Annotated in this window: 25 protein-coding genes and 1 pseudogene; 17 read left to right on the forward strand and 9 right to left on the reverse strand. The window is 58.3% G+C overall.

Translation table 11 applies throughout. From position 1 onward, the window contains the following. Both AC2FD9_RS07075 and AC2FD9_RS07080 read left to right on the forward strand, forming a co-directional pair. A pseudogene (locus tag AC2FD9_RS07075) lies at positions 1 to 501 on the forward strand (glycine dehydrogenase (aminomethyl-transferring)); the annotation flags it as partial. 103 nt (positions 502 to 604) lie between these two features. Next, on the forward strand, positions 605 to 1,600 hold the full coding sequence (locus AC2FD9_RS07080; protein ID WP_282170256.1) for a helix-turn-helix domain-containing protein: 996 nt from the start codon (positions 605 to 607) through the stop codon (positions 1,598 to 1,600). Positions 1,601 to 1,835: 235 nt separating this feature from the next. On the opposite strand, the gene AC2FD9_RS07085 is transcribed toward AC2FD9_RS07080, so the two are convergent. Next, the gene (locus tag AC2FD9_RS07085) at positions 1,836 to 3,473 is read right to left on the reverse strand and encodes an adenylate/guanylate cyclase domain-containing protein (RefSeq protein ID WP_282121479.1); all 1,638 of its coding nucleotides are present in this window, start codon (positions 3,471 to 3,473) and stop codon (positions 1,836 to 1,838) included. A gap of 120 nt (positions 3,474 to 3,593) precedes the next feature. Next, a complete protein-coding gene (locus tag AC2FD9_RS07090; protein WP_058274905.1) occupies positions 3,594 to 4,286 on the reverse strand; it encodes a Crp/Fnr family transcriptional regulator in 693 nt (230 codons plus the stop codon). Positions 4,287 to 4,467: 181 nt separating this feature from the next. Here AC2FD9_RS07090 and hemA point away from each other — a divergent pair, with 181 nt between their 5' ends. Further along, entirely contained in the window at positions 4,468 to 5,691 is a 1,224-nt protein-coding gene (gene hemA / locus AC2FD9_RS07095) for a 5-aminolevulinate synthase (RefSeq protein WP_496836086.1), read from the forward strand. A 58-nt stretch (positions 5,692 to 5,749) separates the two neighbouring features. Here hemA and AC2FD9_RS07100 read toward each other — a convergent pair whose 3' ends face one another. Genes AC2FD9_RS07100 through AC2FD9_RS07125 form a run of 6 tightly spaced genes read right to left on the reverse strand, consistent with a single transcriptional unit; the run spans position 5,750 to position 11,168 of the window. Further along, positions 5,750 to 6,082: a cytochrome C oxidase subunit IV family protein gene (locus AC2FD9_RS07100; RefSeq protein WP_496836087.1), complete on the reverse strand. Its 333-nt coding sequence runs from the start codon at positions 6,080 to 6,082 to the stop codon at positions 5,750 to 5,752. Next, complete coding sequence (locus AC2FD9_RS07105) at positions 6,043 to 6,591, reverse strand: cytochrome c oxidase subunit 3 (protein ID WP_472722759.1); 549 nt, start codon at positions 6,589 to 6,591, stop codon at positions 6,043 to 6,045. Before AC2FD9_RS07105 ends, AC2FD9_RS07100 begins: the two co-directional genes overlap by 40 nt. Continuing rightward, positions 6,588 to 8,510, reverse strand: coding sequence for a nitric oxide reductase activation protein NorD (locus AC2FD9_RS07110; protein ID WP_496836089.1), 1,923 nt, complete (start codon positions 8,508 to 8,510; stop codon positions 6,588 to 6,590). The genes AC2FD9_RS07105 and AC2FD9_RS07110 overlap by 4 nt, the downstream gene beginning before the upstream one ends. Positions 8,511 to 8,519: 9 nt before the next feature. Further along, on the reverse strand, positions 8,520 to 9,329 hold the full coding sequence (locus AC2FD9_RS07115; RefSeq protein ID WP_109313848.1) for a CbbQ/NirQ/NorQ/GpvN family protein: 810 nt from the start codon (positions 9,327 to 9,329) through the stop codon (positions 8,520 to 8,522). 5 nt (positions 9,330 to 9,334) lie between these two features. Then, positions 9,335 to 10,702 carry a cbb3-type cytochrome c oxidase subunit I gene (locus AC2FD9_RS07120; RefSeq protein WP_058274912.1) on the reverse strand — a complete coding sequence of 456 codons (1,368 nt, stop codon included), beginning with the start codon at positions 10,700 to 10,702 and terminating at the stop codon, positions 9,335 to 9,337. A gap of 16 nt (positions 10,703 to 10,718) precedes the next feature. Next, the gene (locus tag AC2FD9_RS07125) at positions 10,719 to 11,168 is read right to left on the reverse strand and encodes a c-type cytochrome (RefSeq protein WP_058275223.1); all 450 of its coding nucleotides are present in this window, start codon (positions 11,166 to 11,168) and stop codon (positions 10,719 to 10,721) included. Positions 11,169 to 11,474: 306 nt separating this feature from the next. On the opposite strand from AC2FD9_RS07125, the gene AC2FD9_RS07130 reads away from it, so the two are divergent. After that, positions 11,475 to 12,524 (forward strand): Hint domain-containing protein, encoded by a 1,050-nt coding sequence (locus tag AC2FD9_RS07130; RefSeq protein ID WP_282170250.1) that lies wholly within the window; start codon positions 11,475 to 11,477, stop codon positions 12,522 to 12,524. A gap of 27 nt (positions 12,525 to 12,551) precedes the next feature. Here the strand turns inward: AC2FD9_RS07130 and AC2FD9_RS07135 are convergent, their stop codons facing one another. Next, positions 12,552 to 13,730, reverse strand: coding sequence for an NnrS family protein (locus tag AC2FD9_RS07135; protein ID WP_496836091.1), 1,179 nt, complete (start codon positions 13,728 to 13,730; stop codon positions 12,552 to 12,554). A gap of 234 nt (positions 13,731 to 13,964) precedes the next feature. On the opposite strand from AC2FD9_RS07135, the gene AC2FD9_RS07140 reads away from it, so the two are divergent. The 13 genes from AC2FD9_RS07140 (at position 13,965) to AC2FD9_RS07200 (ending at position 25,885) form a co-directional block, all read left to right on the forward strand. After that, a complete protein-coding gene (locus AC2FD9_RS07140; RefSeq protein ID WP_058277288.1) occupies positions 13,965 to 15,641 on the forward strand; it encodes a cytochrome D1 domain-containing protein in 1,677 nt (558 codons plus the stop codon). Between the two features lie 124 nt (positions 15,642 to 15,765). Further along, complete coding sequence (locus AC2FD9_RS07145; protein ID WP_496836092.1) at positions 15,766 to 17,553, forward strand: NapC/NirT family cytochrome c; 1,788 nt, start codon at positions 15,766 to 15,768, stop codon at positions 17,551 to 17,553. A 55-nt stretch (positions 17,554 to 17,608) separates the two neighbouring features. Beyond that, positions 17,609 to 18,010, forward strand: a complete 402-nt coding sequence (locus AC2FD9_RS07150) for a cupredoxin domain-containing protein (protein ID WP_058274917.1) — start codon at positions 17,609 to 17,611, stop codon at positions 18,008 to 18,010. 190 nt (positions 18,011 to 18,200) lie between these two features. Then, positions 18,201 to 18,962 carry a uroporphyrinogen-III C-methyltransferase gene (gene cobA, locus AC2FD9_RS07155; RefSeq protein WP_496836094.1) on the forward strand — a complete coding sequence of 254 codons (762 nt, stop codon included), beginning with the start codon at positions 18,201 to 18,203 and terminating at the stop codon, positions 18,960 to 18,962. After that, entirely contained in the window at positions 18,955 to 19,305 is a 351-nt protein-coding gene (locus tag AC2FD9_RS07160; protein ID WP_496836095.1) for a c-type cytochrome, read from the forward strand. The genes cobA and AC2FD9_RS07160 overlap by 8 nt, the downstream gene beginning before the upstream one ends. Beyond that, positions 19,302 to 20,447 carry a cytochrome D1 domain-containing protein gene (locus tag AC2FD9_RS07165; RefSeq protein WP_496836096.1) on the forward strand — a complete coding sequence of 382 codons (1,146 nt, stop codon included), beginning with the start codon at positions 19,302 to 19,304 and terminating at the stop codon, positions 20,445 to 20,447. Before AC2FD9_RS07160 ends, AC2FD9_RS07165 begins: the two co-directional genes overlap by 4 nt. A 3-nt stretch (positions 20,448 to 20,450) precedes the next feature. Beyond that, a complete protein-coding gene (gene ahbB, locus AC2FD9_RS07170; protein WP_496836098.1) occupies positions 20,451 to 21,440 on the forward strand; it encodes a siroheme decarboxylase subunit beta in 990 nt (329 codons plus the stop codon). Beyond that, the gene (locus AC2FD9_RS07175) at positions 21,437 to 21,886 is read left to right on the forward strand and encodes an Lrp/AsnC family transcriptional regulator (RefSeq protein ID WP_496705686.1); all 450 of its coding nucleotides are present in this window, start codon (positions 21,437 to 21,439) and stop codon (positions 21,884 to 21,886) included. Before ahbB (AC2FD9_RS07170) ends, AC2FD9_RS07175 begins: the two co-directional genes overlap by 4 nt. Further along, positions 21,883 to 22,365 (forward strand): siroheme decarboxylase subunit beta, encoded by a 483-nt coding sequence (gene ahbB, locus AC2FD9_RS07180; protein ID WP_496705684.1) that lies wholly within the window; start codon positions 21,883 to 21,885, stop codon positions 22,363 to 22,365. The genes AC2FD9_RS07175 and ahbB (AC2FD9_RS07180) overlap by 4 nt, the downstream gene beginning before the upstream one ends. Before the next feature lie 3 nt (positions 22,366 to 22,368). Next, positions 22,369 to 23,583 carry a heme d1 biosynthesis radical SAM protein NirJ gene (gene nirJ, locus AC2FD9_RS07185; RefSeq protein ID WP_496705682.1) on the forward strand — a complete coding sequence of 405 codons (1,215 nt, stop codon included), beginning with the start codon at positions 22,369 to 22,371 and terminating at the stop codon, positions 23,581 to 23,583. Further along, entirely contained in the window at positions 23,558 to 25,111 is a 1,554-nt protein-coding gene (locus tag AC2FD9_RS07190) for a nitrite reductase (protein WP_282121463.1), read from the forward strand. Before nirJ ends, AC2FD9_RS07190 begins: the two co-directional genes overlap by 26 nt. Beyond that, the gene (locus tag AC2FD9_RS07195; RefSeq protein ID WP_058274926.1) at positions 25,068 to 25,331 is read left to right on the forward strand and encodes a hypothetical protein; all 264 of its coding nucleotides are present in this window, start codon (positions 25,068 to 25,070) and stop codon (positions 25,329 to 25,331) included. The genes AC2FD9_RS07190 and AC2FD9_RS07195 overlap by 44 nt, the downstream gene beginning before the upstream one ends. Before the next feature lie 89 nt (positions 25,332 to 25,420). Continuing rightward, the gene (locus AC2FD9_RS07200) at positions 25,421 to 25,885 is read left to right on the forward strand and encodes a hypothetical protein (RefSeq protein WP_496836102.1); all 465 of its coding nucleotides are present in this window, start codon (positions 25,421 to 25,423) and stop codon (positions 25,883 to 25,885) included. Positions 25,886 to 25,915: the final 30 nt, after the last annotated feature.

The following is a 25,915-nucleotide window of genomic DNA, read 5'->3' on the forward strand; positions in this document are numbered from 1 at the left end:
GATGCCTATCCGATCCTCTACACCTCGGACACGGGCCGTGTGGCGCATGAATGCATCCTGGATACCCGCCCGCTGGACGAGGCGGCCCAAGTCAGCGTCGACGACATCGCCAAGCGTCTGGTCGATAGCGGCTTCCACGCGCCGACCATGTCCTGGCCGGTCGCTGGCACCCTGATGGTGGAACCCACGGAATCTGAACCAAAGGACGAACTGGACCGCTTCTGCGACGCCATGCTGTCCATCCGGGCCGAGGCGCAGGACATCATCGACGGCAAGATCGACGCGGAGAACAACCCGCTGAAAAACGCCCCCCACACGGTGCGCGATCTGGTCGGCGACTGGGACCGGCCCTATAGCCGCGAACAGGCCTGCTTCCCCCCAGGCTCCATGGGCGTCGACAAATACTGGTCCCCCGTAAACCGCGTCGACAACGCATATGGCGACAGAAACCTAATCTGCACATGCCCCCCAATGGACGCATACGAAGAAGCCGCTGAGTAAGCGGGCTGAAACTCACGACCGACCCCCGAAATTATGGGGGTCGGCCATAAGAAATGGGCGGTGCCCCGAAGGGCAAAGCCAAAGACCATCAGGTGGAGGAACAATGAAACACTATGTCCTCAAAAATGCCCGTTCACGGCAAGCCTGCGTTGCCAGGCAAACACCCAACAGAAATCATCACGTCGATGTTGTCCTCTCTGGCGAGGACACCGAAGCATCTGCACAGATCGTCCTGGATTTCTTTGATGCCTTGAACAGGCTGGTCGAACATCATTCTTACATCATCAACATTCGCAGGTTGGCTAAAGATCCGGTCGAAGGGCCGCTGTACTGGTCTGGGCGAACGGCACTGTTTTGGGGGGATATCCACGAAAACTGGCGGTTGAATGACTCTGAGAAATCCTGGACCTCACAGGTTGTGAACCTGTCGTCGCGCACAATATTTGTCGGCAGCGCCGTTTTGCTGCTTGCTCAGATCGGGCGGGCAGAAAAAACAGTCGCCGCGGTGCACCCCAACTTCACGGCCGCAGCGCAGGAAATCGGACTGATCGAAGATGGATCGGGTATCCACATGGCCAATGATAACCGTTTGCACAGCGCATCGACCCGGTTAAGCGCATTACGGCTGTTGTCCAATTTCGTTTCGATCGATCACGGAGAGCACCTCGCAGACACTCTGCGCGGATACATCGGACTGTCCGAGCCTAAAAGGACCGCCAAAAGCCATCTTGCAATCCGGCTTTTCCAAAGGTCCGAGGCCGATCCACAAGTGCGACGAGCCATCGAAACGATGAGTGATAATCTTGAGGAGCCGTTGCGGATCTCGGATCTGGCGCAAATGCTGGGTACGTCTACCCGACAGTTGCAGCGTCGGTTCCTGAACAGAACCGGCACAAAGCTTTTGACAACGTACAGAGAGTTGCGTCTGGAACGGGCTGACACGTTACTTCGGACAACGGATCTGTCGCAGCGAGAGATTTCGGCGGCCACCGGGTTCTCTTCTGCCGTCGCTTTGGGGCGCGCCTTTCGCGCCCATTACAAGACATCCCCGGACGACATCCGAAATCAACGCTTTGCGGGACAGTTATCCGCCAGGTAGGACGAAAAGGACCGCGCCCCGGCAAACAGTCGGTTCGTCACTCTCACCTTAAGTCAAACACACTCGCTGACCCACGCGTCGGGTGAGTTGCCGTTCCCATTGGGCCGTCTTCAGAGTGCGCACTGAAGCCGTTTTGGTTGGCTCAGTCTTGTAGGTTGTAGGCGCGCTCATCGCTGGCACATGACCGCCGGACCCCGCCTTTTGAAGTTACGACGGGCTCAACTCCCTGCATTTGTCAGGGATAGGGGGCACAAACGTGAGGCGCCGCCCGGCTTTCGACCAGACGCGCCAATTCAAAGGCCGAAACGCGGGTTCCAATGCCTTTAAGATCGAACGGTCCCGCCGGGGTCATATCTATCCGGACCTGACGCGCAGTTGCATTTGAGACAAGCACCTGACCGTCCTTGGCGATTTCACACAGGCGTGCCGCCAGATTGGGCGCAGGCCCGATGGCCGAGTAATCCAGACGACCCTCAAAACCGATCCGACCCAAGGTCGCTGCGCCCGTTGCGATCCCAATGCCGAGGCCAAGACCATGCTGCGCTATACCCGCCCTGTATGGGACCATCGCCTTTCGAACATCCACTTGCATTTTCTGGGCCAGATCAACGGCTCTCTGCGCTGCATCATCCAGCGGCACCGGCGCGCCGAACAAAACCATCAAACCGTCGCCAAGAAACCGTTCCAATGTTCCCCCGCAGGCCTCAACAAGCGGCCCGCAAGTGCCGTGAAATGAGTTGAGCGCCGCGACAACCTGATCCGCATTGGCAACGGTGGCGAAGGCCGTGAACCCGCGCAGATCAGCAAAAAGAACCGTGATCTCGGCCTTACGGGTTCTCAAGACATCCGCCTCATCCGTCGCGCCGACAATCATCGCTGCCACCTGCGCCGGCAAGAAACGTTTCAGACGATTGGTGCGCTCGATCTCTTCTATCTGGTTGGCGACCCGAGTTTCCAGCGCTGCATTCAAATCAGCTAGTTGGGCTTTTTGCACTTCGACTTGCCCGTAAAGCGCACCCAGTTTTTCGCTGGTCTGGTTCACGTGGTTTGCCAGCTCGCCCAGTTCGTCCCGATTGGGAACCGTAATCCGGTTGTCGAACCCACCCCGGGACAGCTTGCTGAGCACCGCATGGATACGTTCGATCGGCCACAACAGGGACGACGAAATCGAATATCCCAACAAAAGGGCAATCCCAATCGCCGCGATCGCCGCAGCCGTGATGCTTAGGCGTGAAGTCAAATATGCTTGTTCTGTAGTCCGCGCCAGTTCGCGCACTTCCTGTTCGACATTCTGCGCCACGGTATACGCCTCGCGCTGCATGGCTTGGAGCGGCTCGAACATGTGGTCGATACCGTGTTGCGCTGCGGCTAACAGATTGCCTTCGCGGTTTAGACGGCGCAGTTCAGTGATTGCCGGTAAAATGTCCTGAAGGTCAGATCGAAGGTTCGCAATCGCCTGCGCATCCGGCATTCCGGGCTGCCCGAAACTGCGAAAACCAAGGGCAAGGTTACGCTCTAGTGCTGCCGAAACGTGAAGTATCGAACGCGTAGAAGCTCCCAGAAATCCGTTCTGACGAGGAAAGTCTTTCAGGTTTTGCGGAACGAACAAGGACAGTAGATGTGTGTTCAGGTTCGAGATCGTCGTGTGGGTGTCATTAAAAAACGCAATACGCTCCTGATCGCGCATCATCGTCTCGGACCGCAGATTGGCCTGATGCAAAGCATATAGACCAAACAACACCAAACAGACCAGCAGACCGGTTATTCCTAGAAAAGCCACCAGCAGCTTGGCCCGAACCGAAAGAGCGACCTTGGCGACGCTGAGCGCAACCAAGGGCGGCCTGTCAGGGCCACCGTTGCGGTCGTGTGTCATGCTGCACCCCCCGCCGAAATACGCGGCAGAACTGGCATCATTGTACACAAACATGCGAAAAAACGCTAGCAAATATGCCAAAATGTCTGCGCTAATAACCCTATCGAAGCGGAATGTGCGCTACTTCTCGGACGAGTCGCGTTCGGCATAGTCACGCAGGCTTTGGATATCCGCGATTTCGGCGTGATTGCGATTGATCTTCACACCCACCGGCTTGAGTCGCGAAAACGCCCGGCTCAGACTTTCGGGTTTCATGCCCAAGCGCCCGGCAATCAGCATTTTATCATAAGGCAGCTCAACCTCGCAGCCGCCGGACACCTTGTCGGACAGGTTCAGCAAAAACTCGGCCACTCTTTGCGCGCCGGTTTGGGCCTTGAGTTGCTCCAGCTGCGCGACCAGTGAATGCAAATGGGTAAAGGTCGAAGCCAGGATCGACACGCCAATCTCAGGGTCTTCGCGCATCAGGGACAAAAGAAGTGGGCTGGGAATATGCATGATTTCGCAGGCCGAAACTGCCTCGGCAGAGACTGGGTAAGGCACATTGCGCAGCGCGACCGCCTCACCAAAGCTTTCGCCACGGGTAAAGACGCTGACGACGGCCTCGGCCCCAGTCGGCGCCATGCGAAACAGCTTGACCCAACCCGCCAGAACAACGTGTACGGCCTTGGCTTCTTCCTCCTGCAGAAAGATCGTCTCACCCCGGTCGTAGCGCCGCCAGATCGCATGGCTGAGCAGTTTGTCGATATGGTGCTCTGGCAGGCTTTTCAGCAGTAACGACTGTCTGGCGATTGCCTTTTGTGTTTCATGGGCCAAGAAGTGCCCCCTTTTTCCCTGGCCAATCTCTCAGCCGGTACATTCGTTGCCTTATGGCTATGCCAAACCTGAATCCTCTGCACCAGCTTTTTCCTGCGCCACAACTTGACAATTGTCATGTCATCGCACCGCCACCATGCCTAACCTCAGGTCAAAGCCAGTATTCCCGGGAGTGTGTGAGATGGACTACCAGCGATTTTTCACCCAGAGCCTTGATGATTTGCGGGATGAAGGAAACTATCGCGTTTTCATAGATCTGCAACGGAACTGCGGGGCCTTCCCGAACGCGCGCCAGACTGATGGAGCGGTGCAGCGAGATGTGCGGATCTGGTGTTCCAACGACTATTTGGGCATGGGGCAGCATTCGGAGGTGATTGGTGCGATGCATGACGCACTGGATCGCTGCGGTGCAGGTGCGGGTGGCACGCGCAACATCTCGGGCACAACACATGACCACGTGCTGCTGGAAAATGAACTGGCCGATCTGCACGGGAAAGAGGCCGCGTTGCTGTTCACTTCGGGCTACGTCTCGAACTGGGCCGCGCTGGGAACTCTGGCGGCCAAAATCCCCGGCCTGATCGTTTTCTCTGATGCGTTGAATCACGCGTCGATGATCGAAGGCATCCGCCATTCGCGCGCGCAAAAGGTCATCTGGAAGCACAACGACCTTGAAGACCTCGAGGCGAAACTGGCCGCGACCGCCCCCAACGCGCCCAAGATGATCGCGTTTGAATCTGTCTATTCGATGGATGGCGACATCGCTCCGATCAAAGAAATCTGTGATCTGGCCGACAAATACGGCGCGATGACCTATCTGGATGAAGTTCACGCCGTTGGTCTTTACGGCCCCCGTGGCGGTGGCATTGCCGAGCGTGAGGGGCTGATGGACCGGCTGACCGTGATCGAAGGCACGCTGGGCAAAGCATTCGGCGTGGTTGGCGGTTACATCGCCGCTTCGGCTGCGCTGTGCGATTTCGTGCGCAGTTTTGCCAGCGGGTTCATCTTTACGACCGCCTTGCCCCCCGCGATTGCAGCTGGTGCTGCGGCCTCGATCCGGCATTTGAAACAGTCGAATGCCGAACGTGATCTTCAAAAAGCACGCGTGGGGCAGGTACGTGCCCGACTGGATGCCGAAGGGATTCCTCACCTTCCTAACCCCAGCCATATCATCCCCGTGATGGTAGGCGATCCGGTGAAATGCAAATTCATCTCGGATACGCTGTTGGAAGAGTTCGGTATCTATATCCAGCCGATCAACTACCCAACCGTGCCCAAAGGGGCCGAGCGTTTGCGGATCACCCCTTCGCCTGTGCATACGGACGAGGATATTGACCATCTGGTCGGCGCCCTGTCGGCCTTGTGGCACCGCTGCCAGATCGCGCGGATGCCGATGGCAGCTCAATAGCCATGGTGCCCAATCGCACCTGAGAACTTGCCGCTCTTGAAGGCGGCTTTTTCTTTGGTCACATGAGGTAGAGGGAAAAGATGACGAGCACAAAGCCGGTCAGCACCGCTGTGAACCCGCGCAGCCAGACCTGACTTTTTGCGAGGTCCAGATACAATGCAAGGATAACGCGGGCTTTGATCAGCGCGAGGATCAGGATACCGACACTCAGAAGTTCCGGCGGCACAGGCAACATGGTCAACAATGCGGAAACAACGCTTAGCACAAGCAATGTAAGCCAGGCGCGCGGGAGTGAGTTCGTGAGCCTCTGGCGGGCGCATTTGAAAAAAGATGAAGCCTGTGACACGGTGCCTATCCCAGAAGGTAAATCACGGGAAACAGCATGATCCATACCAGGTCGACCATGTGCCAGAACTGAGCGCCAGCCTCGATATTGCGTGCATCGTCGCGCCAGGCAACGAGCACCAGGATACCCACCCCTGCCAACACATGTGCTGCGTGAAACCCGGTCAGCAGGTAGTAGAACATGAAAAACGGGTGGGTCTCAAACGTAATCCCCTGCGCCGCTTTTCCCGTGTACTCAACACCTTTGATGATCAGGAACACTACTCCCAGCAGGGCAGCACCGATCAAGGCAAGACGCGCGGCACCACGGCGTGCCGCCTTGCGCCAGTTCAGCGCCTGCGCGGCGAGGTAACCTGACGTGACCAGCACTGCTGTATTGAAGGCCGCACCCGTGCGATAAAGATGCGACTGCGCCTCGGCAAAGCCCGCAGGGTCGGTCAGGCGAACGGCCATGAAGGCGATCAAGCCTGCCCCGAATACCAACAGCTCCGAGATGATGAGCACCCACATCAACAACTCACCTGGAAGCTCGTCGATCAGGGAGGTATCGCTCATGCGCCGACCAATTGGCGGTAGATCTGCGGCAGCGCCATGGTCAGGCGGTGCGGGTCGGGGATGACCGCAAACCCACCTTGTCCGAACATTCGCGGGAACCAGCTTTTGCCGGTTTTGTCGATGGTCACACCGAACACCGAATGCCCGGCGCGGCGCGCCTCGCGGACGGCCATGCAGGTATCTTCGATACCATGGCGCCCCTCGTAATGGTCCAGATCGTTAGGCTTGCCATCGGTGATGACCAACAGCAACCGCCGCTTTCGGCTTTGACCTGCTAGATCGGCCGAGCAATGGCGGATCGCGGCCCCAAGCCGCGTGTAATGGCCCGGCCGCAGCGACGCGATGCGCTGTTCGACAGTCGTACCCATCGGCTCATCAAAGCGCTTGCAGCGCTGGACGTAGACGCGTTGGCGTTTTAGCGAACTGAAGGCGTGGATGGCGAAATCGTCACCACAGGCGTTCAGGCCCCAGGCCAGCGCGGCCAGTGCCTCGCGCGCGATGTCGATCACGGCCCGTCCTGTGACGGCGCTTTCAGTGGAGCGGCTGACATCCAGCAGGATCGAGACGGCAAGGTCGCGCGCTTCGGGACGGGATTGCATCCAGATACGCTCGGTTCCTTCACCATTTGCGCAGCGATCAACCTGTGCCCGTACGGCGGCCTCGATATCCAGTTGGTCGCCATCCAGATGGCCGCGCGTCATGATACGACCGGGGCGCAACGCCTCGAACTGGCGCTTGACCGCGCGGATACGGCGGGCGGTGGCTGGGTCCTTGCCAAACTCCGCCGCGTCTTCGCGGATATCTGCATCCGAGAGCAGAACATTGACATGATCGGGCAGATACCGACCCGAACGCACATCCCATTCGGGATAGAGGATACGGCCCGACAAACGCTCTCGGTTCACATCCTCAGGGGCGAGGTCCAGATGCAGTTTCAGCTTGGTGGGCGGGGCTTTTGAGATTTGTCCAAGGCCAATCTCTTCTTGGTCGTCGGCAGCCTTTTTGGCGTTGTCGGGATCATCGTCATCGATACGGCGATTGATGTTAAGAAACTCAGCCCAGCTGAGGATGGCTTCGAACTTGTGCAGTATGAAACTGTCACTGCGGGATGCCTGATCCGATTTGCGGCGGCGGGCGCGATGGGTTTTCTCGCCAGATTCTTCGGGCGGGCCTTCAGTGTCTGGATTTTCGACCTCGTTGTGTTCGGAAAAGCCGACGGCGCGCAGTTCGGGCCACAAGGGTATCGGGCGCATCGGCTGATAGCCGCGTGGGGCGACCACGTCATCGTCCAGCTTCAGAAACTGTTCGGCTTTTTCCGACAACGGATGAAGTTCGCCCAGGTTATATCGGATCAGCTCTTCGACAGCCGCCTCGGCGGGTGGAAGGCTGGGAATGTCGCGTTGATGCAGCACCCCTCTGCAAAGCTCGGCGTAAAGTGGGCGCAAGCCGGGGGCGTCCTCCAGTGTCGCCTCGACCATGTGTCGAGCGGCGATCAGCGCAGTCAAGTCGGCGCGTAACGGATCATAGTCATCAATTCGGGTTCCGGCATGGGCGGCCGCAGCCGCCAGCCAGACGTACAGTGCGCCGTTGGCCGCGCGCACGGGAAACACCGCCAGACGATCTGGCAGGCGCAGAACCTCGCCATCAAATGAGGCGCGCGGCATCAATTCAGTCTCGGTAGCAAGCCGGCGACGCCAGCTCAAACGATGACGGGACACCTCGGGTGAGACCGGACGCAATTCAACGCCCGGACTACCTCCCAGCCCTCGGAAAAGGACTGCCAGCCGCCCCGCGACCTCAGAGAGGTCGACCGCGGCTCCTACGTGCACCTCAGGTGCATCAAGGCGGCTGGCGAGGGTGTGCCACAGTTTCCCGATCGTTTCTTCGGGTTCCCATGGCTCAAAGTCGATCTTGACCATCGGCCGGCCTCACCCAAAGACAGCCGTGACAAGATCGAGGAGCCCGCGTTTGATATCCTCGTCATCCGTCAGAGGTTCGATCATTGCGGCAAGGATGGCGCGGTCGGTGGACATGCCTTGTGCGATCAGCGTCGCGGCATAGACGACCAGACGGGTGGAAACGCCTTCCTCCAGATCCTGACCCTTGAGGCCCCGCAGCTTGCCTGCAAGGCGCACCAGTGGTTTGCAGCGCTCCAGCGGAAGACCGCTTTCCTGGGCGACAACTTCCGCCTCCATCTGGGGCGACGGGAAGTTGAACTCCAGCGAGATAAACCGCTGCCGGGTCGAAGGTTTCAGGGTTTTCAGGATATTCTGATAACCGGGGTTGTAAGACGCCACCAGCATGAAACCAGGCGCAGCCTCAAGCTCTTCACCTGTGCGGTCGATCGGCAGGATGCGCCGGTCGTCGGTCAACGGGTGCAGCACGACAGTCACGTCCTTGCGGGCCTCGACGACTTCATCGAGGTAACAGATTGCGCCTTCGCGCACCGCGCGGGTTAGCGGGCCATCGACCCAGACGGTTTCGCCACCTTTCAGTAGGTATCGCCCGATCAGGTCGGCCGCGGCCAGATCGTCGTGGCAAGCCACTGTGTAAAGCGGACGGCCAAGGCGCGCGGCCATATGAGCCACAAAGCGGGTTTTTCCGCAGCCTGTCGGACCTTTCAGCAGGACCGGCAAGTTGTTGGCATAGGCGGCGGTGAACACATCGCATTCATCGCTTTGGGGCAGGTAGAAGGGGGCGTCAGCCGCCCCCGTTCCCATTTGAATGGAGCCATCCATTTGCATCACTCCGCTGGGGTTTCAGCTGCGCCCGGCTCGATGATCTCTTTGCGAGGCACCCAGACCGAGTAGATGAACAACAGCGCACCAAGGACCACCACGACGCCAGAGCCAAAGCGCATCCAGTAGAAGATCGCGATCTGGTCTTGCACGTCCATGAAGTAGTCTCCGACCACGCGCTGCATGTGCGTCTGCACGGTTCCGCCGAAAGTCAGCACGAAGGTCATGAAGACCATGCCGCTGGTCATCAGCCAGAACGACCCCATGTTCATCACCTGATTGTACGGATCGCGGTTTTTGAGGATCGGCATGGCATAGCTGAAGATCGCCAGGTTTAGGCAGACATAGGCACCGTAAAAGGCCAGGTGACCGTGGGCTGCGGTGATCTGCGTACCGTGGGTATAGTAGTTCACCCCGTGCAGCGTGTGCAGGAAGCCCCATACCCCGGCGCCAAAGAAGGCCAGCGTGGCACAGCCAAGCGACCACAAAAGCGCGGCCTTGTTGGGATGGTCCCGACGGCCCTTCCAGACCATGACGAAAGCAAAGGCCATCATCGCGAAGAACGGGATCACTTCGAGGCTCGAGAAGATCGAACCGATCCACTGCCAGTACGCGGGTGTCCCGATCCAATAGTAGTGGTGCCCAGTTCCAAGGATGCCCGAGAACAACGCGGCCGCGACGATGACATAAAGCCATTTCTCGACCACCTCACGGTCAACACCGGTAAGCTTCAGCATCAGGTAGGCAAGGATCGAGGCCATGATCAGTTCCCACACACCTTCGACCCACAGGTGGACAACATACCACCAGTACTGCTTGTCCAAGGACAGGTTGCCAGGGTTGTAGAAGGCAAACAGGAACAGCAGCGCCAGCCCCCAAAGACCCAGCAGCAAGATGTTGGTGATCGCGGTCTTCTTGCCCTTCAGAACCGTCATCGACACGTTGTAAAGGAAGATCAGTGCGGCCACGACGATGCCGGCCTTGACCCATTTGGGTTGCTCAAGGAACTCGCGCCCCTCTTTGCCCAGCAGCCAGTTTCCTTCGAACAGGTTGAACGTATAGGTCAAAACCACGCCCAGTGTACCAACCACCAGAATGATCAGCTGCAGATATGCCAGCATGGGCGAATGAATCTCACGCTCGGCCTCTTCCGGGATCAGAAAATAGGCCGCGCCGAAGAAGCCCAGGATCAACCAGACGATCAGCGCATTTGTGTGCAGCATCCGCACAATGTTGAACGGCAAAAGCTCGCTCAGGAAATTGGGCGATACATAGATCCAGCCGGCGATCAGACCGCCGATCACCTGGATCGCGAACAAGCCCATCGCTACGGCAAAGTAGGCATAAGCAATTTTTTGGGATTCGTATTTCATTACTCTGTTCCCTTCCTCAGCCGGCCTCGTTGGGCGGCCAGTCCTGAGCGTCGATATTGTCCGTCCAGATCAAAAAGTTGGTCAGATCACGGATTTCTTCGTCGCTGAGGTTGAAATTGGGCATCTGCCGACGACCAGGAATGCCTGTGGGTTGTGCTTCCATCCATCCCTTGAGGGCATCAAAGGCCGATTCCGGATCATCCAGAACATCCCACCGGGTCATCACGTTGCCGACCTCTGGGGCAAAGTAAGCCCCTTCACCCAGAATCGTGTGACAATTGATACAGGCGTGTTTTTCCCAGACGTGTTTGCCCCGCACCACGCTGTCATCAAGATTCGCGGCATTCTCGGAATTCACGATGTACCAGTGGGAATGGGCCGACAAAGCCAGAAAGATAAGAATAAAGAACAGTGACCCGCCATAGAAAATATTGCGGGCCATGCTCTTGGTCATGACTTCTCGCATCGCGCTCTCCTTTGCGCAGATTAGCTTGTGAAGATCAGCATGCAGTTGGGGACCGTGCAGCGCCTTAACGAAAGTCAAGACTGGCAAACATCGCTGATGAAGCACTCAGAGCCCGCAACAAAAAGGCCAACCCGAGTGTGGCCTGCGGGAGACTATTGCACCTACAATTGGTCTAAATACCCCAAAAATGCCGTTTTAACGCCTTGAAAAACGTCGCCAGACTTAGCAACATTTTTTCGTGAGCACTCAGTAGCGACGCTTTTGCGCGGCCTCGCAGAAGCAAAGCACACCAAGGTCAGGGTAACGATGGCAATTGATATTTACGGTGCATTCCGTTCTGACTCGACGATGTCGACCAGTCAGGCGCAGCTTTACCAAGTCAATACTACATTCCAGATATCTCAATACAGCCAGATTACGATTTCCGACGGTGCCGATCCTACGATCATCGATGGGGATAACGTATCCAATGAAACTCCCAATGACCCAACCCAGACATATCTTGGGCGCGCGTTTGATTGGGATTACACCATCCGGGTCCGTGATGAAGATGGCAATACTTATGAAATCGGCGTCATGGATTGGGACATCAACAACAACGGGTCTATGAATACCAACTCCGCTGAGCAGGGTTACTTCCTTGGCTTTATTGGCGGCAGCGTCCCTCCTCTGAACACGACGCTCACTATTATCGAATTGACCGACAATGGCCCGGACATTCCGGTTGATACGGTTGTGCCGTGTTTCACAAAGGGTACGCTGATCGAGACGCCAGATGGCATGCGCCCTATCGAGGCGCTCGCGGTCGGGGATGAGGTGGTGACGATGGACAGGGGTCCGCAGCGTATTCGCTGGATCGGCGCACGCGCATTGACCGGCCAGGAGCTGTCAGAAAAGCCCAAACTTCGCCCGATCCGCATCGCGGCTGGAACATTGGGCAGCGGACTGCCGCAGCGCGACTTATTGGTATCGCCACAGCATCGGATGCTGGTGCGCTCGGCCATCGCGATCCGAATGTTCAACACCAGCGAAATTCTGGTGGCTGCTCGTGCGCTGGTTGGCGTTCCCGGCATAACGGTCGAGGAAAACGCAGAGTCGGTCGAGTATTTTCACATGCTGTTCGAACAGCATGAGATCGTCTTTGCCGAAGGCGCCCCATCAGAAAGCCTGTTCGCCGGAGCCGAAGCGCTCAGAACCGTGCCACTTGCAGCCCGGGCAGAAATGCTGGAGCTGTTTCCTGCCCTGACCACCGAGGATTTTGTGCCGCCATCCGCGCGTCCGATCCCGAGCAAAGGCAAACAGGTCCGACACATGGTGCAACGCCACATCAAAAACAGCCGTTCATTGATCGAATGATTTCGATCGTTTGAAACGATAAGGTACCTAGTCTTGCTTAGCGCGCGGTCCTGTCAATGCGGGCCACATCGCAACCAGATACAGCGCAAAAGCAGTGACCCACAGACCGTCCGACAACAGCATCGCAACCAGATAGCCTGAATCCAGCTCGGCCCCGATCCAACGCGACAGCGCCGCCGCCGCCATTAATCCATAGGCCACAACCATTGGTCCGGGTGCGACCAGCGCGCGACCACTATGTCCGAGCGCGGCGCGGCTCATGACCGCCAGTGTCATGCCACCTACGCAACCGATACCCAGGACATGCAGGGCGGCAACCTCATTGCCAAGACCCAGCACCGCCAAGCCCCACAGGATCAGACCCAGTGCCAGCATGCCCAACCCCAGATGCAGCGCCAGCAGGATCGGTTCACGCGCAGCCCAAATTGTCCGCCACCGAGCCATGCGCAGGATTTGCACAACGCCCAACGTTAGGGCAACAGCCCCGGCAATTTCCCAATCGCCTGATGCCAGAACGCTTAGCGGCAAGATAAGCGACAATCCCATACCGGCCTTGTTCAGCGCACCGACGGAAACGGGCCAGTCAGCCTCAGACGCCCCGGCGCGTTTCATGGCGTTGCGGGTAAAGGCCGGCGTGATCCGCCCGCCCAGAATGGCTATCATCGCGCAGAGCGTCAGCAAACCCATCCGCAACCCGGATTGTAACGTGTCATCCGTCAGCCCGATCCACTCAAAATGAGTCAGCAAGTCCGCGATCCAGATCAGGCTGAGTAACAGTAGGAAAATCATGTTCTGCGGTTTCGGCCGGCGGATCAACAGCGTCGCTATCTTGGCTGCAAGGATCGGAACAAACGCAAGGTCGATCACGGCAACCATAACCGGCGGTAGCATACCCGAAAACCACATTGCCATCCGGCCTGCCAGCCATACCCCTGCCGCAAGGGCGATGAACCGTGCGCGCGCGTCAGGTGCACCGGTCCAGTTTGGCACCGCCGTCAAGAAGAACCCGCCCAGCGCCGCAGTGGCATAGCCAAAGATCATCTCATGCGCATGCCACATAGGCGGCGTCATGCCGTAATCCGGCGCCATGTAAGGCACCGTCAGCCACAATCCCCAGACTAGTCCGACAAACAGGCCATACAGCCCGGCGGACAGAAAGAATACGCGGAACCCCTCACCAAAAATACGGGTGATGACTGCGGGCATGGCTGCTCTCCTAGGTCGTTTTTCCAAGCCCTAGCAGCCTGCTTAATCGCGGCACTTAACCAAAATCAAAACGGCGGAAAACATGTCTCTAAAACACAGATTTTCTGAGGTTTTTTTGGGTGAATTTTTGCATCTCTACCCCGGTTTACGCCCCATCCGTTGACTTTCGTCAAGGAGCCGAAGGCTGCGATGCGCCAACCTTAGCGCTGCCTCACCAGCAAATGGAGAGTGATCATGTCACTTGGAATCAGCTACAAAAAAACTGGCCGTGCCTTTGGGGTCGGTTTGGCGATGCTGCTGGGCAGCGTCGCTGCTCCGACACTCGCCGAAGAGCCAACCCTTGATAAGGACGCCTTTGAATCGTCAAAACAATTGTACTTTGAACGCTGCGCTGGCTGTCACGGCGTGTTGCGCAAAGGTGCGACGGGCAAAAGCCTTGAACCATTGGTGGAAACGAAAAACGCCGACGGCACCGTGACCGAATCCGGCACCCTCAAACTAGGACAGGAACGGCTCGAAAAAATTATCGCCTGGGGCACCGAAGGCGGGATGAACAACTTCTCGGACGTGATGTCCGAGGACGAGATCAGCAATATGGCGACCTACATCCAGATGGAGCCACCCAAGCCGCCGGAAATGTCGCTTGAGCAAATGATGGCGACCCGTAAGGTCTATGTCGAACCCGAAGATTACCCAAGCGAGCCGCTGCATGGCCGCAATTGGGAAAACTTCTTTGTGGTTATCGAACGTGACGTGGGCAAGGTGGCTGTGATCGACGGCGACACCAAAGAAGTGCTGGCGCATATTCCGACAGGCTATGCCGTGCACGTTCTGAAAGCGTCCGAGCACCATAAACTGGAAGAGCCGGAAAACCCTGGCCGCTTCTGGTACACCATGGGCCGCGACGGCAAGATGACCAAGATCGACCTGTGGCAGAACCCTGAGAATATGCTCGTGGCCGAGGTCACCATTGGCTATGACGCCCGCGACGTGGCCGTTTCTGGTGATGGTAAATACGTGATCGGTGGGGCTTATTGGCCGCCGCATTTCGCGATCGTCGATGCCGAAACAATGGAACCGAAGAAGGTTGTCTCGACCCGAGGCTACAACGTGGACGGGGACTATGTGGAAGAGGCGCGTGTTGCCGCGATCTACACCACTCCGAACGAGCCAACCTGGATCGTAGCTGTGAAAGAACTTGGCCAGCTGTGGCAGGTCGATTATTCCGATCTGGATAACCTGCGGATCGACAAGATCGACAGCGCCAAGTTCCTGCATGACGGGTTCTTTGATCCAACCGGCCGTTACTTCCAGATCGCCGCGAACGCGTCGAACAAGATGGTTGTGGTCGATACCGAAACCCACAAGTTGGAAGCCATGATCGACACGGCGCCGCTGCCGCACCCCGGCCCGGGCGCCAACTGGGAAGACCCGAATTGTGGCCCGGTTGCCGGTACGACCCACTTGGGCGAAGGCACTGTCACCGTGTGGGGCAACGACCCCGAAGGTCGTCCGGATGACGCCTGGAAAGTCTGCTACGAGGTGGAAACCGACGGACCCGGTCTGTTCATTCGGACACACCCGGAATCGGACTATATCTGGGCCGACCAGACCAAGCACCCTGAGCCTGAGGTTCAGCAATCGGTGCAGGTCATTGACAAGGCAACCGGTGAGATCGTGAAAACGATCCAGATCACAGAAGAGGAAGGCAACGTCGCAGTCCACTTCGAGTTCAACCAGGACGGTTCCGAGGTTTGGGTTTCCAAGTGGAACCGCTCGACCTCGAAGGAAGCGAACGGTGAGATCGTGATCTACGACGCCAAGACGCTGGAAGAGATTGGCCGCGTGAAGGGGCTGTTTGCACCGACCGGCAAATTCAACGTCTACAACCGGTCGAACCACGTAACCTGACGGATTCTCTACCAACTTCGGAAAGGGCGGGCCCCTCGCCCGCCCTTTCCTCGTTTGTTCACTTAGCCAAACTCACCGGCCTGCCATCCAAGGCCAGACAAGACAGCCAAAACGGAGCCCGGACATGACTTCCGAACCGGATAAGAAAAAACCGATCTGGCGCCGGTATTTCCTGTGGGGAATGCCTGTGGCTGGTATTGCCGCAGCCTTTGTCGGCGGCATCATCTTCTGGGGTGGTTTCAACACCGCCATGGAAGCCACCAACACCAAAGATTTCTGTATCTCTTGTCACGAGATGCGCGATTTTGTCTACGAAGAATACACCGGCACGATCCATGACGTGAACCGGTCCGGTGTCGGTGCGGTCTGTTCCGACTGTCACGTGCCCAAGGACTGGACCCACAAGATGATCCGCAAGATCAAGGCGTCCAAAGAGCTGTACGGCAAGGTGGTTGGCACCATCAACACGCGTGAGAAGTTCGAAGCCAAACGCGTGCATCTGGCGATGAATGAGTGGGAACGGATGAAGGCCACCGACTCACGTGAATGCCGCAACTGTCACGACTTTGAATCGATGATGCCTGAATTCCAGAAACCCCGCGCGCGTCAACAGCACCTGAACGCGATGACTGTGGGCCAGACCTGTATCGACTGTCACAAGGGGATTGCGCACTCGGACGCCCGCGACCGGGCCGACGAAGAGTATCTGGAAGAGCTTGAAGCGCCGAACCCCGACTTTATCCGTCAGATCCCGCCGGAATATATGGCGAGCCTTGAACGGATCGAAGCCAAGGAAGCCGCGGAAGCCGAGACCGAGAAAGCCGCCAAACAAGCGCAGCATGAAGCCGTGCAGGCTCAAATCGCTGCGGCGGTGGATGCGGCCGTGGCCGAAGAACGCGCCAAATCCAACGGTGAGGAAGCAGCAGCGCCCGCAAGCGGGGGTGGTGATGATGTCGGCGCGGATATCGACTGGAACGCGGTTGCCAGCGCCGATTTGAAACTGTTCTACCCCGGTCAGGCTTCGTTTGAATGGGTCCAGAACGGTAAATTCCACGGCGGCGCGCGTCCTCTGACCAAAGGTGGAGACCAGTGTACGACCTGCCACGCCAAAGAGCTGGACACGATCGGCAACAAGATTGTTGCAGGCGGCGAATTGGAACCGACACCGATCCCCGGCAAACGCGGCGTAATCGACGCAACCGTTCAGGCAGCACATGATGACGAAAACCTGTATGTCCGCCTGCAATGGCCGGATGCAGGCCACAACCCTGCACCCTTCGTGGATGGCGGCAAAATGGATCCCGACAACCAGATAAAGGTCGCCATGATGATCACCGGCACCGGAATCGAGTTGGGTGATCAGGTAGGCTGCTGGGCTTCGTGCCACGCCGACAACAGCTATATGCCCTTTGACCCCGGCGCGGATGCGATTGCCGCCAATGGCGACGTCGCAGGTCGCATGTCCGCGCAGGACACCGTGACCAAATACATCAGCGAAAGCCGCACGGATGTCGAAATCAAAGGCCGCCGTGGCAAAGCACTAGGCGGTTGGGACAAGCTGGAGGCCGAAGCACAGATCGAGCAGTACCTGGCAGACGGCACCTATCTAGACCTGATGCGCGTCTACGCCGATGGCAGCGCGACAAACGGCTATCTGCTGGAACAGCGCGTGGTCAATGACGGTGAAATCGCCGCCTCGGCGAACCTGTCCGGTGGCATGTGGACCGTGGTCTTTACCCGGCCGCTGAACTCGGGCGCGCCGGGTGACGTCCCGCTCGAGCCCGGCCAGACCTATACGGTTGGTTTTGCGATCCACGACGATTTCGCCGCCGCCCGGTTCCACCATGTCACGCTGGACACCAGCCTGGCATTGGACGACGACGCCGCCTTCATCAACGTGGTCAAACAATAACAGATCGGGGCCGGGCACTCCGGCCCCACCCCATTTTGGAAAGGAGACTTGGACGATGAAACCCCAACACCTTCTTCCTGCCCTGCTTTTTCTGTCCGCGCCAGTATGGGCTGAGGACACTGCCGAGCTGTGCGCCGAAGCCGAAGACCGTTATCTCACGCTTTTTGGCCAGCCAACCTCGGCGGTCGAGGATGCCGAGGTGGTGCTGATGTACAAGTACAACTTCTGCCCATCCGAACTGACCGTGAAGGCCGGCACCACAGTCCGTTGGGTCAATGTCGACAAGCGGACCAGCCACTCGGTCTTGCTGAAGGATGGCGGTAAGCCGGAAAGCGACCGGTTGTTCCCTGAAGAAACGGTCGAGATTACCTTCCTTACCCCGGGCCCGCAGGAATACCTGTGTGGCCCGCATTGGGAGACACAGAACATGATCGGAATGATCACAGTCGAACCCTGAGCCGAGGCAAAAATACAGGCAGAAAGAAAGGAGCGCGGGCGCAAATCCCGCGCTCCTTAACTTTAGTCAAGGAAACAGCGCAGTTAATGCGCAAACCTACCAGCATGACACGCCCGGTTGGCCCAGCGACGTCCTCAATTCGCCGAATGGACCCGGGTTTCGAAGACATTCAGACCAAGCGAGTTTGCACATGAGCGGTAAGGTTTTTCTGATTGGTGCCGGCCCCGGCGACCCCGAACTCATGACCCTGCGCGCACTGCGCATGCTGCAAGAGGCCGATGTGGTTGTGTATGACCGGCTGGTCTCGGCCGACATTCTGGACCTGCATGCCCCCGGCGCGCGGCTGATCCCGGTCGGCAAAGCGCCCAAGTGCCATACGGTGCCGCAGGATCGCATCAATGACATTCTGGTAAAAGAGGCCCGCGCTGGTCATACCGTAGCGCGTTTGAAGGGTGGCGACCCGATGATCTTTGGCCGCGGCTCTGAAGAGGCCGCGTATTTGATTGCGCACGGTATCGCCATTGAATACGCGCCAGGCATCACAGCGGCACAGGGGGCATCCAGTGCCACTGGCGTGCCGCTGACCCATCGCGGTCTGGCAACATCGGTTCAATATGTCACCGGTCACAGGCAGGCTGATAAGGTGCTGGACCTGGATTGGAAACGGCTGGCCGATCCTGACGCGACGCTAGTCATCTACATGGGTGTCGCAAATATCGGTCAGATCGCCATGGGCTTGATGACAGAAAACCTGCCGGGCTCGACGCCTGTTTTGGCCGTAGGCAAAGCGACAACGCCAGACGAGCGTCGACTTGTTTCAAGACTGGACAAATTGGCGGCGGATGTGCGCGAGGCGGATCTGAAGGCCCCGACGCTGTTTATCGTCGGGCAAGTGGTTACCCTTTATGCGGATCAAACCGTGACGAACCTGCTGGAGCAGGCCCATGGCTAGTGTTGTCCAATCGAATGGCGGGCTTCCGGCATGGGCCTCACGCGCTTTACTCACAACGGTCGTCCTCATCGCAACGTCGGCCCTTGCCGCCGATGTGCTTGATGGCAACGCGCTGAAACGGCTTGTGCATCAGGATTGCGGCTCTTGCCACGGGTTGTCTCTGAAAGGCGGTCTTGGGCCGGATCTGCGGCCCGAATCGTTGGAGCATTACGATGCAAGTGTTCTGACCGACGTCATCCTTGACGGTATCCCCGGCACTGCAATGCCCCCGTGGCGGCCCCTGATCAGCGAAGAAGAGGCCGAATGGATCGCCCATTACCTGCTGGAACAGGAGGAACAATGAAACACTTTTTCCTTGGCCTCGCGGCCATCCTGATGATGACAACGGCGCAAGCCGAACCCACCGCCACTGGCGACTTAGGCCTGGTGATCGAACGGGCCAAGGGCTCGGTCTTGCTGATTGATCAATCAGACCGTGTCGCGCTGGCGCGGATCGAAGGGCTTGGCGACCTGTCCCATGCCTCGCTAGTATACTCGCCTGATGAACGCTTTGCCTATGTTTTTGGCCGTGATGGGGGCCTGACCAAGGTCGATATCGTCACACGCCAGATCGTGAACAGAGTCGTGCAGGCCGGCAATGCTATTGGCGGCGCGATTTCGGATGACGGCCAATTGGTAGCCGTATCAAATTATGAACCCGGCGGTGTGCGGGTCTTTGATGCCGACACGCTTGAAATGGTTGCCGACATCCCCACCGATAGCAAAACCATCGGTCTGGTCGACGCACCAGGCCGCCGGTTCGTGTTCACCATGTGGGACACGGGCGAGACCTGGATTACCGATTTCTCGGCGGGCAAGCCAGAAATCACCAAGATCTTCGACATGGGCAAGAACCCCTATGACGCGCTTATCACAGCCAATGGTCGGACCTACATCACCGGGCTATTCGGCGAAGACGGGCTGACAGCGCTGGACCTCTGGGCCGACAACCCCGAACCGATCCGCGTGTTACCCGACTATGGTCGTGGTCAGGAAGAGATGCCCGTCTACAAGATGCCCCATCTGGAAGGCTGGGCACTAACCGGGCGCGAGTTTGTGCTGCCCGCCGTCGGCCATCACGAGGTGCTCTGGATCGACGCCGATACCCTGACGGAAACCGGGCGCACCCAAACCCATGGCCAGCCTGTCTTTGCCATGTCGCGACCGGACGGGCGAGAGGTCTGGGTGAACTTTGCCCACCCGCTGAACGACACGATCCAGGTGATCGACAGTGTCAGCAAAGAGATCATCCACGAGTTCAAACCGGGGCCTGCCGTGCTGCATATGGAGTTCACCCCGCGTGGGCATGAGGTCTGGATCAGCGTGCGCGATGCCAACAAGGTCATGGTTTACGACACGCACAACTTCGAAAAGCTGCGTGAGATAGAAGCGGACAGCCCATCTGGCATCTTCTTCACCGCCCGCGCGCACAAAACGGGGCTGTAGGCGATGGAACATATCACCGACCCGATCGATCGCCGCCTGCTGGATGAATTTCAACGCAATTTTCCGGTAACGGACCGCCCTTTCCAGGTTTTGGCTTTTACGTTGGGGCTGGACGAGATTGAAGTGTTGGATCGCCTAGCCCGAATGCGGGCGACCGGCCGGATTACGAGAGTCGGCGCGACCATTGCCCCTGGCGCGGTTTCTGCCAGCACTCTGGCCACCGTCGCTGCACCGGGTGAACGCCTGGAAGAAGTGGCCGCTATAATCGACGCCGAACCGGGTGTGAACCATAACTACCAGCGCGAGGACAAATGGAACCTCTGGTTCGTGGCAACCGGTCCAGACCGGGCGCATGTAAATGACACGCTGGCTCGGATCGTCCAGCGCACAGGGCTGCAGGTTCTCGACCTTCGGTTGGTTCGTCCGTTCAACGTGGATCTGGGGTTTCGCATGTCCGGCAAGACCCGAAACGTTCCAAGCCCGCGCAAGATAGATCGGTCGGTCTTGCAGAACGGCGATCGCGCGTTGCTTCAAGCCCTCAGTTCGGGTTTGCCGCTGGTCGCTGAACCCTATGCCGTAATGGCCCAGTCAATAGGTCGCGACGCTGCGGGTGTGATGGATCGGATCGAGGTACTGCACAGAGCCGGTATCATCTCGCGCCTGGGCGTGATCGTGCGCCACCGTGCGCTCGGATGGTCAGCCAATGCAATGGTTGTCTGGGACTTGCCATCCGAACAGATCGACGCCGCCGGTCCTGCCCTTGCAGCCCACCCCGGAGTGACCTTGTGCTATGAACGGTGTCCGGCCGAAGGGGTCTGGCCTTATCGCCTTTACTCAATGATCCACGCCCGCACCCGCAGCGAAGCGCTGGAGGTTCTGGCCAGTGCGCGCGCGCTGCCGGACCTGTTTGGCGCGCAGCACAAGGTTTTGTTCTCGACGCGCTGTTTCAAACAGACCGGCGCGCTGATCCAACCGAAAGAGGCCGCCGCATGAAACTGGATGGAACCGATCGCGCGATCCTGAACCGGATGCAGGACGATCTACCCTTGGTATCGCACCCTTATGCAGCCGTGGCAGAGGAGTTGGGCATTCCTGAAAGTGAAGTGCTTAACCGCCTGACCCGTATGAAAGACAGCCGAGTGATCACGCGCTTTGGTCCGTTCTTCGACGCCGCCGCCATGGGGGGCGCTTTTTGCCTGTGTGCAATGGCGGTGCCAACTGAAGAATTCGAAACCGTCCTGACCAAAGTCAATGCGCATGCAGAGGTTGCCCACAATTATGAACGTACGCACCGGCTGAACATGTGGTTCGTGCTGGCCACTGAAACTCCCGAGGGGATCGTGGGCACTGCTGATGCAATCGAACGGGAAACGGGGATCTGCGTTCTTCAATTCCCCAAACTACAGGAATTTTTCATCGGCTTTCGGGTGGCGGCATGATCGACGCAACAGATCGAGAGATTATCGAGGCGCTGCAAGGCGGGCTGCCCCTTGTGCCCGCGCCTTATGCGCAGGTGGCCGAGATACTTGGCATGGATGAAGATGCCCTTTTGTACCGCTTGGCCGAGTTGAAGTCGCGCGGTGTGATCCGTCGCATCGCTGCCGCGCCGAACCACTACAAATTGGGCATGACATCGAACGGGATGACCGTCTGGGATGTGGATGACGACCGGATCACCGAATTAGGTGCCCGGATCGGCGCGTTGCCCTTTGTCACCCATTGCTATGAACGCCCCCGCGCCCTGCCCGATTGGCCATACAATCTGTTCGCCATGGTACACGGCGCTGATCGTGACGAGGTCGAAGCAAAGCGCGCCGAAATTGCTGACATTCTAGGCGATGCCTGCCGGGCCAAGGACATCCTCTATTCCACGCGCATCCTGAAGAAAACCGGGTTGCGCCTGAAAACGAAAGGCTGAGACATGTTCCGCCTGACCGAATACATGCACCAACTCGTCAAACCGACACCAGTGCGTAAACGCCGGCCCGGCCCGGTGAAGCCGGTGGTGATCTGGAACCTGACGCGGCGCTGCAATTTGAAATGCCGCCATTGCTATACTGTTTCGGCGGATGTGGCCTTCCCGGGTGAGCTCAGCCATGAGCAAGCCATGGTAACCCTTGAGGATCTGGGCCAATTTCGCGTCCCGGCCCTGATCCTCTCGGGTGGAGAACCACTGGACCGGTTCGATTTCTTTGACATCGCCAAACGGGCCCGCGATCTGGTGCCGATGCTGGCATTGTCGACCAACGGCACGCGGATCTATGACGAAACCGCCGATATGATTGCCGATGTGGGGTTCAACTATGTGGGTATCTCGCTGGACGGTATCGGGGCCACAAATGACTGGTTCCGAGGGGTCGAAGGCGCCTTTGCCGACGCCCTGCGCGGCGTGCGTGAGTGTAAGAAACGCGGCATCAAGGTGGGACTTCGGTTTTGCCTGACTGAAGGTACTCAACACCATCTGCCCGATCTGCTGCAGCTGTGCGATGACGAGGGTGTCGACAAGTTCTACTTGTCCCATCTGGTCTATGCAGGTCGTGGAGACAAGAACCGAGGCGAAGATGCTGAACATCTGCGCACACGGAGCGGGCTGGACCTGCTGTTGGAGCGCGCATGGGAGGCTGCCTCGGGTGGTCGTCCTCTGGATATCGTGACCGGTAATAATGACGCTGACGCGGGGTATTTCCTGAACTGGGTCCGCGCGCGTTTCGATGCTGGAAAAACAGCTCATGTACGCGAGCATCTGGCGGCATGGGGTGGCAACTCCAGCGGCCTAGGCGTGGCCAATATCGACAATCTGGGCCGCGTACACCCCGACACTTACTGGTCGGACTACACTGTCGGCAATGTGAAGACCCGGTCGTTCTCAGAACTTTGGACCGGCGATGACCAAATGTTGGCCATGCTGCGCACACGTCCCCGCCCCTTGAAAGGGCGCTGCGGCGCCTGTCAGCTCAAGGATGTCTGTGGCGGCAACACCCGTATCCGGGCTTTGCAGGTGACCGGCGACCCGTGGGCGGAAGATCCAGCATGCTATCTGTCAAACCAAGAAATCGGCGTGGATGAGGCGGGCGATCGCCTGCAGGTCACGCCGTTCCGGGGGAAACGCCATGATCCGGCGCATCAGTTCTTCTAAGACACTCAAACTCGGCACTCTCTGCTCGCTGTTGTTGATCGGAACCGCGTGGGCTGACGCTCCTTCGGATTACGCTGAATTTTGTGCGTCCTGCCACGGCGAAAACCGCTTAGGCGGCGTGGGTCCGGCGCTTATCCCTGAAACGCTGAAGCGGATGCGCGGCCCCCGCGTTGCCGCGGTTATCGCCGAAGGGCGGACCGCGACCCAAATGCCTGCCTTCTCGCACGAGCTCGACGCTTTGCAGATTGAAGAACTGGCGGGTTGGTTGAAATCACCGCTGGAAAGCGATCCCGAGTGGGGTGAGGCCGACATAATGGCCAGCCGAATTCTGGACGAGAATTACGTCGCAGTTGAAGCACCCATCTGGGACAGCGACCCGATGAACATTACTCTGGCTGTTGAGACAGGGGACCATCATGTCAGCGTGCTGGACGGTGACACTTTCGAGGTTTTGGACCGGTTCGAGACACCCTTTGCCGTTCATGGCGGTCCAAAATTCAGCCCAGACGGGCGATATGTGTTCATCATGTCACGTGATGGCTGGGTCCAGAAGTATGACATCTGGGCCTTGGAACAGGTTGGCCGCGTGCGCGCTGGCCTGAACAGTCGCAACATCGCCATGTCGGGCGATGGCAAATGGGTGGCAGTGGCAAACTACCTGCCCAACAGCCTGACCTTGCTGTCGACCGAAGACCTGTCCGTGGTCAAGGTCATCGACATCAAAAGCAAGAAGGGCAAGCCCAGCCGCGTTTCGGCGGTCTATCAGGCCCCCCCACGCGAGAGCTTTGTTCTGGCCCTCAAGGATGTGCCCGAGATCTGGGAGGTCTTCTACGGGGCCAATCCTCCTCAATTTGGTATCGGTCATGATTTCCGCATCGAAGGACAATTCAAAAACCCTGACCCTTTCCCGGTGCGCAAGATCACCACGCCGGACTATCTGGATGATTTCTTTTTCGACCAGAGCTATGAATACGTCATGGGCGCATCCCGCGGCGGCGAGGGCGGTCAGGTGATTGATCTGGTCATCGGTCAGAAGGTCGCCGATCTGGATCTGCCGGGGATGCCGCACCTGGGCTCGGGGATCACGTGGAGGTATGGCGATACGACCGTGATGGCAACGCCGCACCTGACCGATGGCACCGTTTCCGTGATCGATATGGAGACCTGGAAAACTGTTAAGCAGATCAAAACCGAAGGGCCGGGGTTTTTCATGCGCAGCCATGAGAATTCTCCTTACGTCTGGGCCGATGTGTTCTTTGGACCCAACAAGGACGCTATGCATGTGATCGACAAGCAGAGTCTTGAAATCGTTAAGACTCTGCGCCCGGCCCCCGGTCAAACCGTGGCTCATGTGGAATTCACCAAAGATGGCAGCCACGCACTCGTGTCCATCTGGGAAGATGATGGCGCGGTTATTGTCTATGACGCGCAAACATTGGAAGAGGTCCGCCGCCTACCGATGCGCAAACCTTCAGGGAAATACAATGTCTGGAACAAAATCACCTTCTCGGAAGGCACCAGCCACTGAGGGCAATTGGCCGGTCTGGAAACTGGCCATCCTTTTGTATCCGGCCACGGCTTTGACCGTGGCCATCAACCTGTTTCTAGCGGGGCTGATCGCCAACAGCGCCGGGTTTGGCGTGATTACGCCTGTAGCCGCGATCCTGTGGTCAATTCCTCTGGGCGTACCCGCCGCGTGGTTGGCAGGGCGTTGGTTGCGCGGGCTGATGGATGAAGCGGACGAATAACGCGAAATTTCCTGCAGCCTAACCGAAGTCAAGTATCACCAAGCGAGAATCCCCTACGACTTAGGAACGATTTCCGAGTTGGATTCTCCATGCCCGCCCTTAGCCCTCTGCACAGCCTCCCTGTTCGCGCGTTACGTGCGACGTGTGCTTTGGCGGGTATCCTTATGCTGTTGTTGCAAACGATCGGTCCGGCGCTGGCGAGTCCCGGCCAAAGCATGTGGGTGGAAATCTGCTCGGAGGCAGGGGCGGTCTGGGTCCAGATAGACCTTGAGGAGGAAGACCTGGACCCAACCGCGCCCTGCCCCAAATGCGCCGATTGCGCCCTGTGTGCTGTCACCTCGGCTGCCCCGATGCCGAACTGGCCTTTCCTGGCACGGGACAACGCTATTCACACCGAACACTCTTCGCCCCGCGATCTGGTTCAGGTCTGCAGCTTGAAACGATTGTGGCCTGAAACCCGTGGCCCCCCGGCTGCGCATAAGAAATACCTCGAACGCGCCCAGCGCGCGTCCATAGCGTCAATCCAAGTATCCGGAGGTGCGCTGTGGCCGTAAGTCGCGCAATCCAATTCCTGCTGGCCCTTA

Source organism: Ruegeria sp. YTSC230 (assembly GCF_059609665.1).

Coding starts and splice junctions, on each gene's coding strand:
- AC2FD9_RS07135 (WP_496836091.1), bottom strand. CDS start 13,730: ATGCCCGCAGTCATCACCCGTATTTTTGGTGAGGGGTTCCGCGTATTC.
- AC2FD9_RS07120 (WP_058274912.1), bottom strand. CDS start 10,702: ATGAAATACGAATCCCAAAAAATTGCTTATGCCTACTTTGCCGTAGCG.
- AC2FD9_RS07165 (WP_496836096.1), top strand. CDS start 19,302: ATGAAACACTTTTTCCTTGGCCTCGCGGCCATCCTGATGATGACAACG.
- AC2FD9_RS07100 (WP_496836087.1), bottom strand. CDS start 6,082: ATGGATCATGCTGTTTCCCGTGATTTACCTTCTGGGATAGGCACCGTG.
- AC2FD9_RS07150 (WP_058274917.1), top strand. CDS start 17,609: ATGAAACCCCAACACCTTCTTCCTGCCCTGCTTTTTCTGTCCGCGCCA.
- AC2FD9_RS07160 (WP_496836095.1), top strand. CDS start 18,955: ATGGCTAGTGTTGTCCAATCGAATGGCGGGCTTCCGGCATGGGCCTCA.
- AC2FD9_RS07115 (WP_109313848.1), bottom strand. CDS start 9,329: ATGGATGGCTCCATTCAAATGGGAACGGGGGCGGCTGACGCCCCCTTC.
- nirJ (WP_496705682.1), top strand. CDS start 22,369: ATGTTCCGCCTGACCGAATACATGCACCAACTCGTCAAACCGACACCA.
- AC2FD9_RS07200 (WP_496836102.1), top strand. CDS start 25,421: ATGCCCGCCCTTAGCCCTCTGCACAGCCTCCCTGTTCGCGCGTTACGT.
- AC2FD9_RS07085 (WP_282121479.1), bottom strand. CDS start 3,473: ATGACACACGACCGCAACGGTGGCCCTGACAGGCCGCCCTTGGTTGCG.
- AC2FD9_RS07140 (WP_058277288.1), top strand. CDS start 13,965: ATGTCACTTGGAATCAGCTACAAAAAAACTGGCCGTGCCTTTGGGGTC.
- AC2FD9_RS07190 (WP_282121463.1), top strand. CDS start 23,558: ATGATCCGGCGCATCAGTTCTTCTAAGACACTCAAACTCGGCACTCTC.
- AC2FD9_RS07130 (WP_282170250.1), top strand. CDS start 11,475: ATGGCAATTGATATTTACGGTGCATTCCGTTCTGACTCGACGATGTCG.
- AC2FD9_RS07105 (WP_472722759.1), bottom strand. CDS start 6,591: ATGAGCGATACCTCCCTGATCGACGAGCTTCCAGGTGAGTTGTTGATG.
- AC2FD9_RS07125 (WP_058275223.1), bottom strand. CDS start 11,168: ATGCGAGAAGTCATGACCAAGAGCATGGCCCGCAATATTTTCTATGGC.
- AC2FD9_RS07175 (WP_496705686.1), top strand. CDS start 21,437: ATGAAACTGGATGGAACCGATCGCGCGATCCTGAACCGGATGCAGGAC.
- cobA (WP_496836094.1), top strand. CDS start 18,201: ATGAGCGGTAAGGTTTTTCTGATTGGTGCCGGCCCCGGCGACCCCGAA.
- AC2FD9_RS07110 (WP_496836089.1), bottom strand. CDS start 8,510: ATGGTCAAGATCGACTTTGAGCCATGGGAACCCGAAGAAACGATCGGG.
- AC2FD9_RS07145 (WP_496836092.1), top strand. CDS start 15,766: ATGACTTCCGAACCGGATAAGAAAAAACCGATCTGGCGCCGGTATTTC.
- AC2FD9_RS07195 (WP_058274926.1), top strand. CDS start 25,068: ATGTCTGGAACAAAATCACCTTCTCGGAAGGCACCAGCCACTGAGGGC.
- hemA (WP_496836086.1), top strand. CDS start 4,468: ATGGACTACCAGCGATTTTTCACCCAGAGCCTTGATGATTTGCGGGAT.
- ahbB (WP_496836098.1), top strand. CDS start 20,451: ATGGAACATATCACCGACCCGATCGATCGCCGCCTGCTGGATGAATTT.
- ahbB (WP_496705684.1), top strand. CDS start 21,883: ATGATCGACGCAACAGATCGAGAGATTATCGAGGCGCTGCAAGGCGGG.
- AC2FD9_RS07080 (WP_282170256.1), top strand. CDS start 605: ATGAAACACTATGTCCTCAAAAATGCCCGTTCACGGCAAGCCTGCGTT.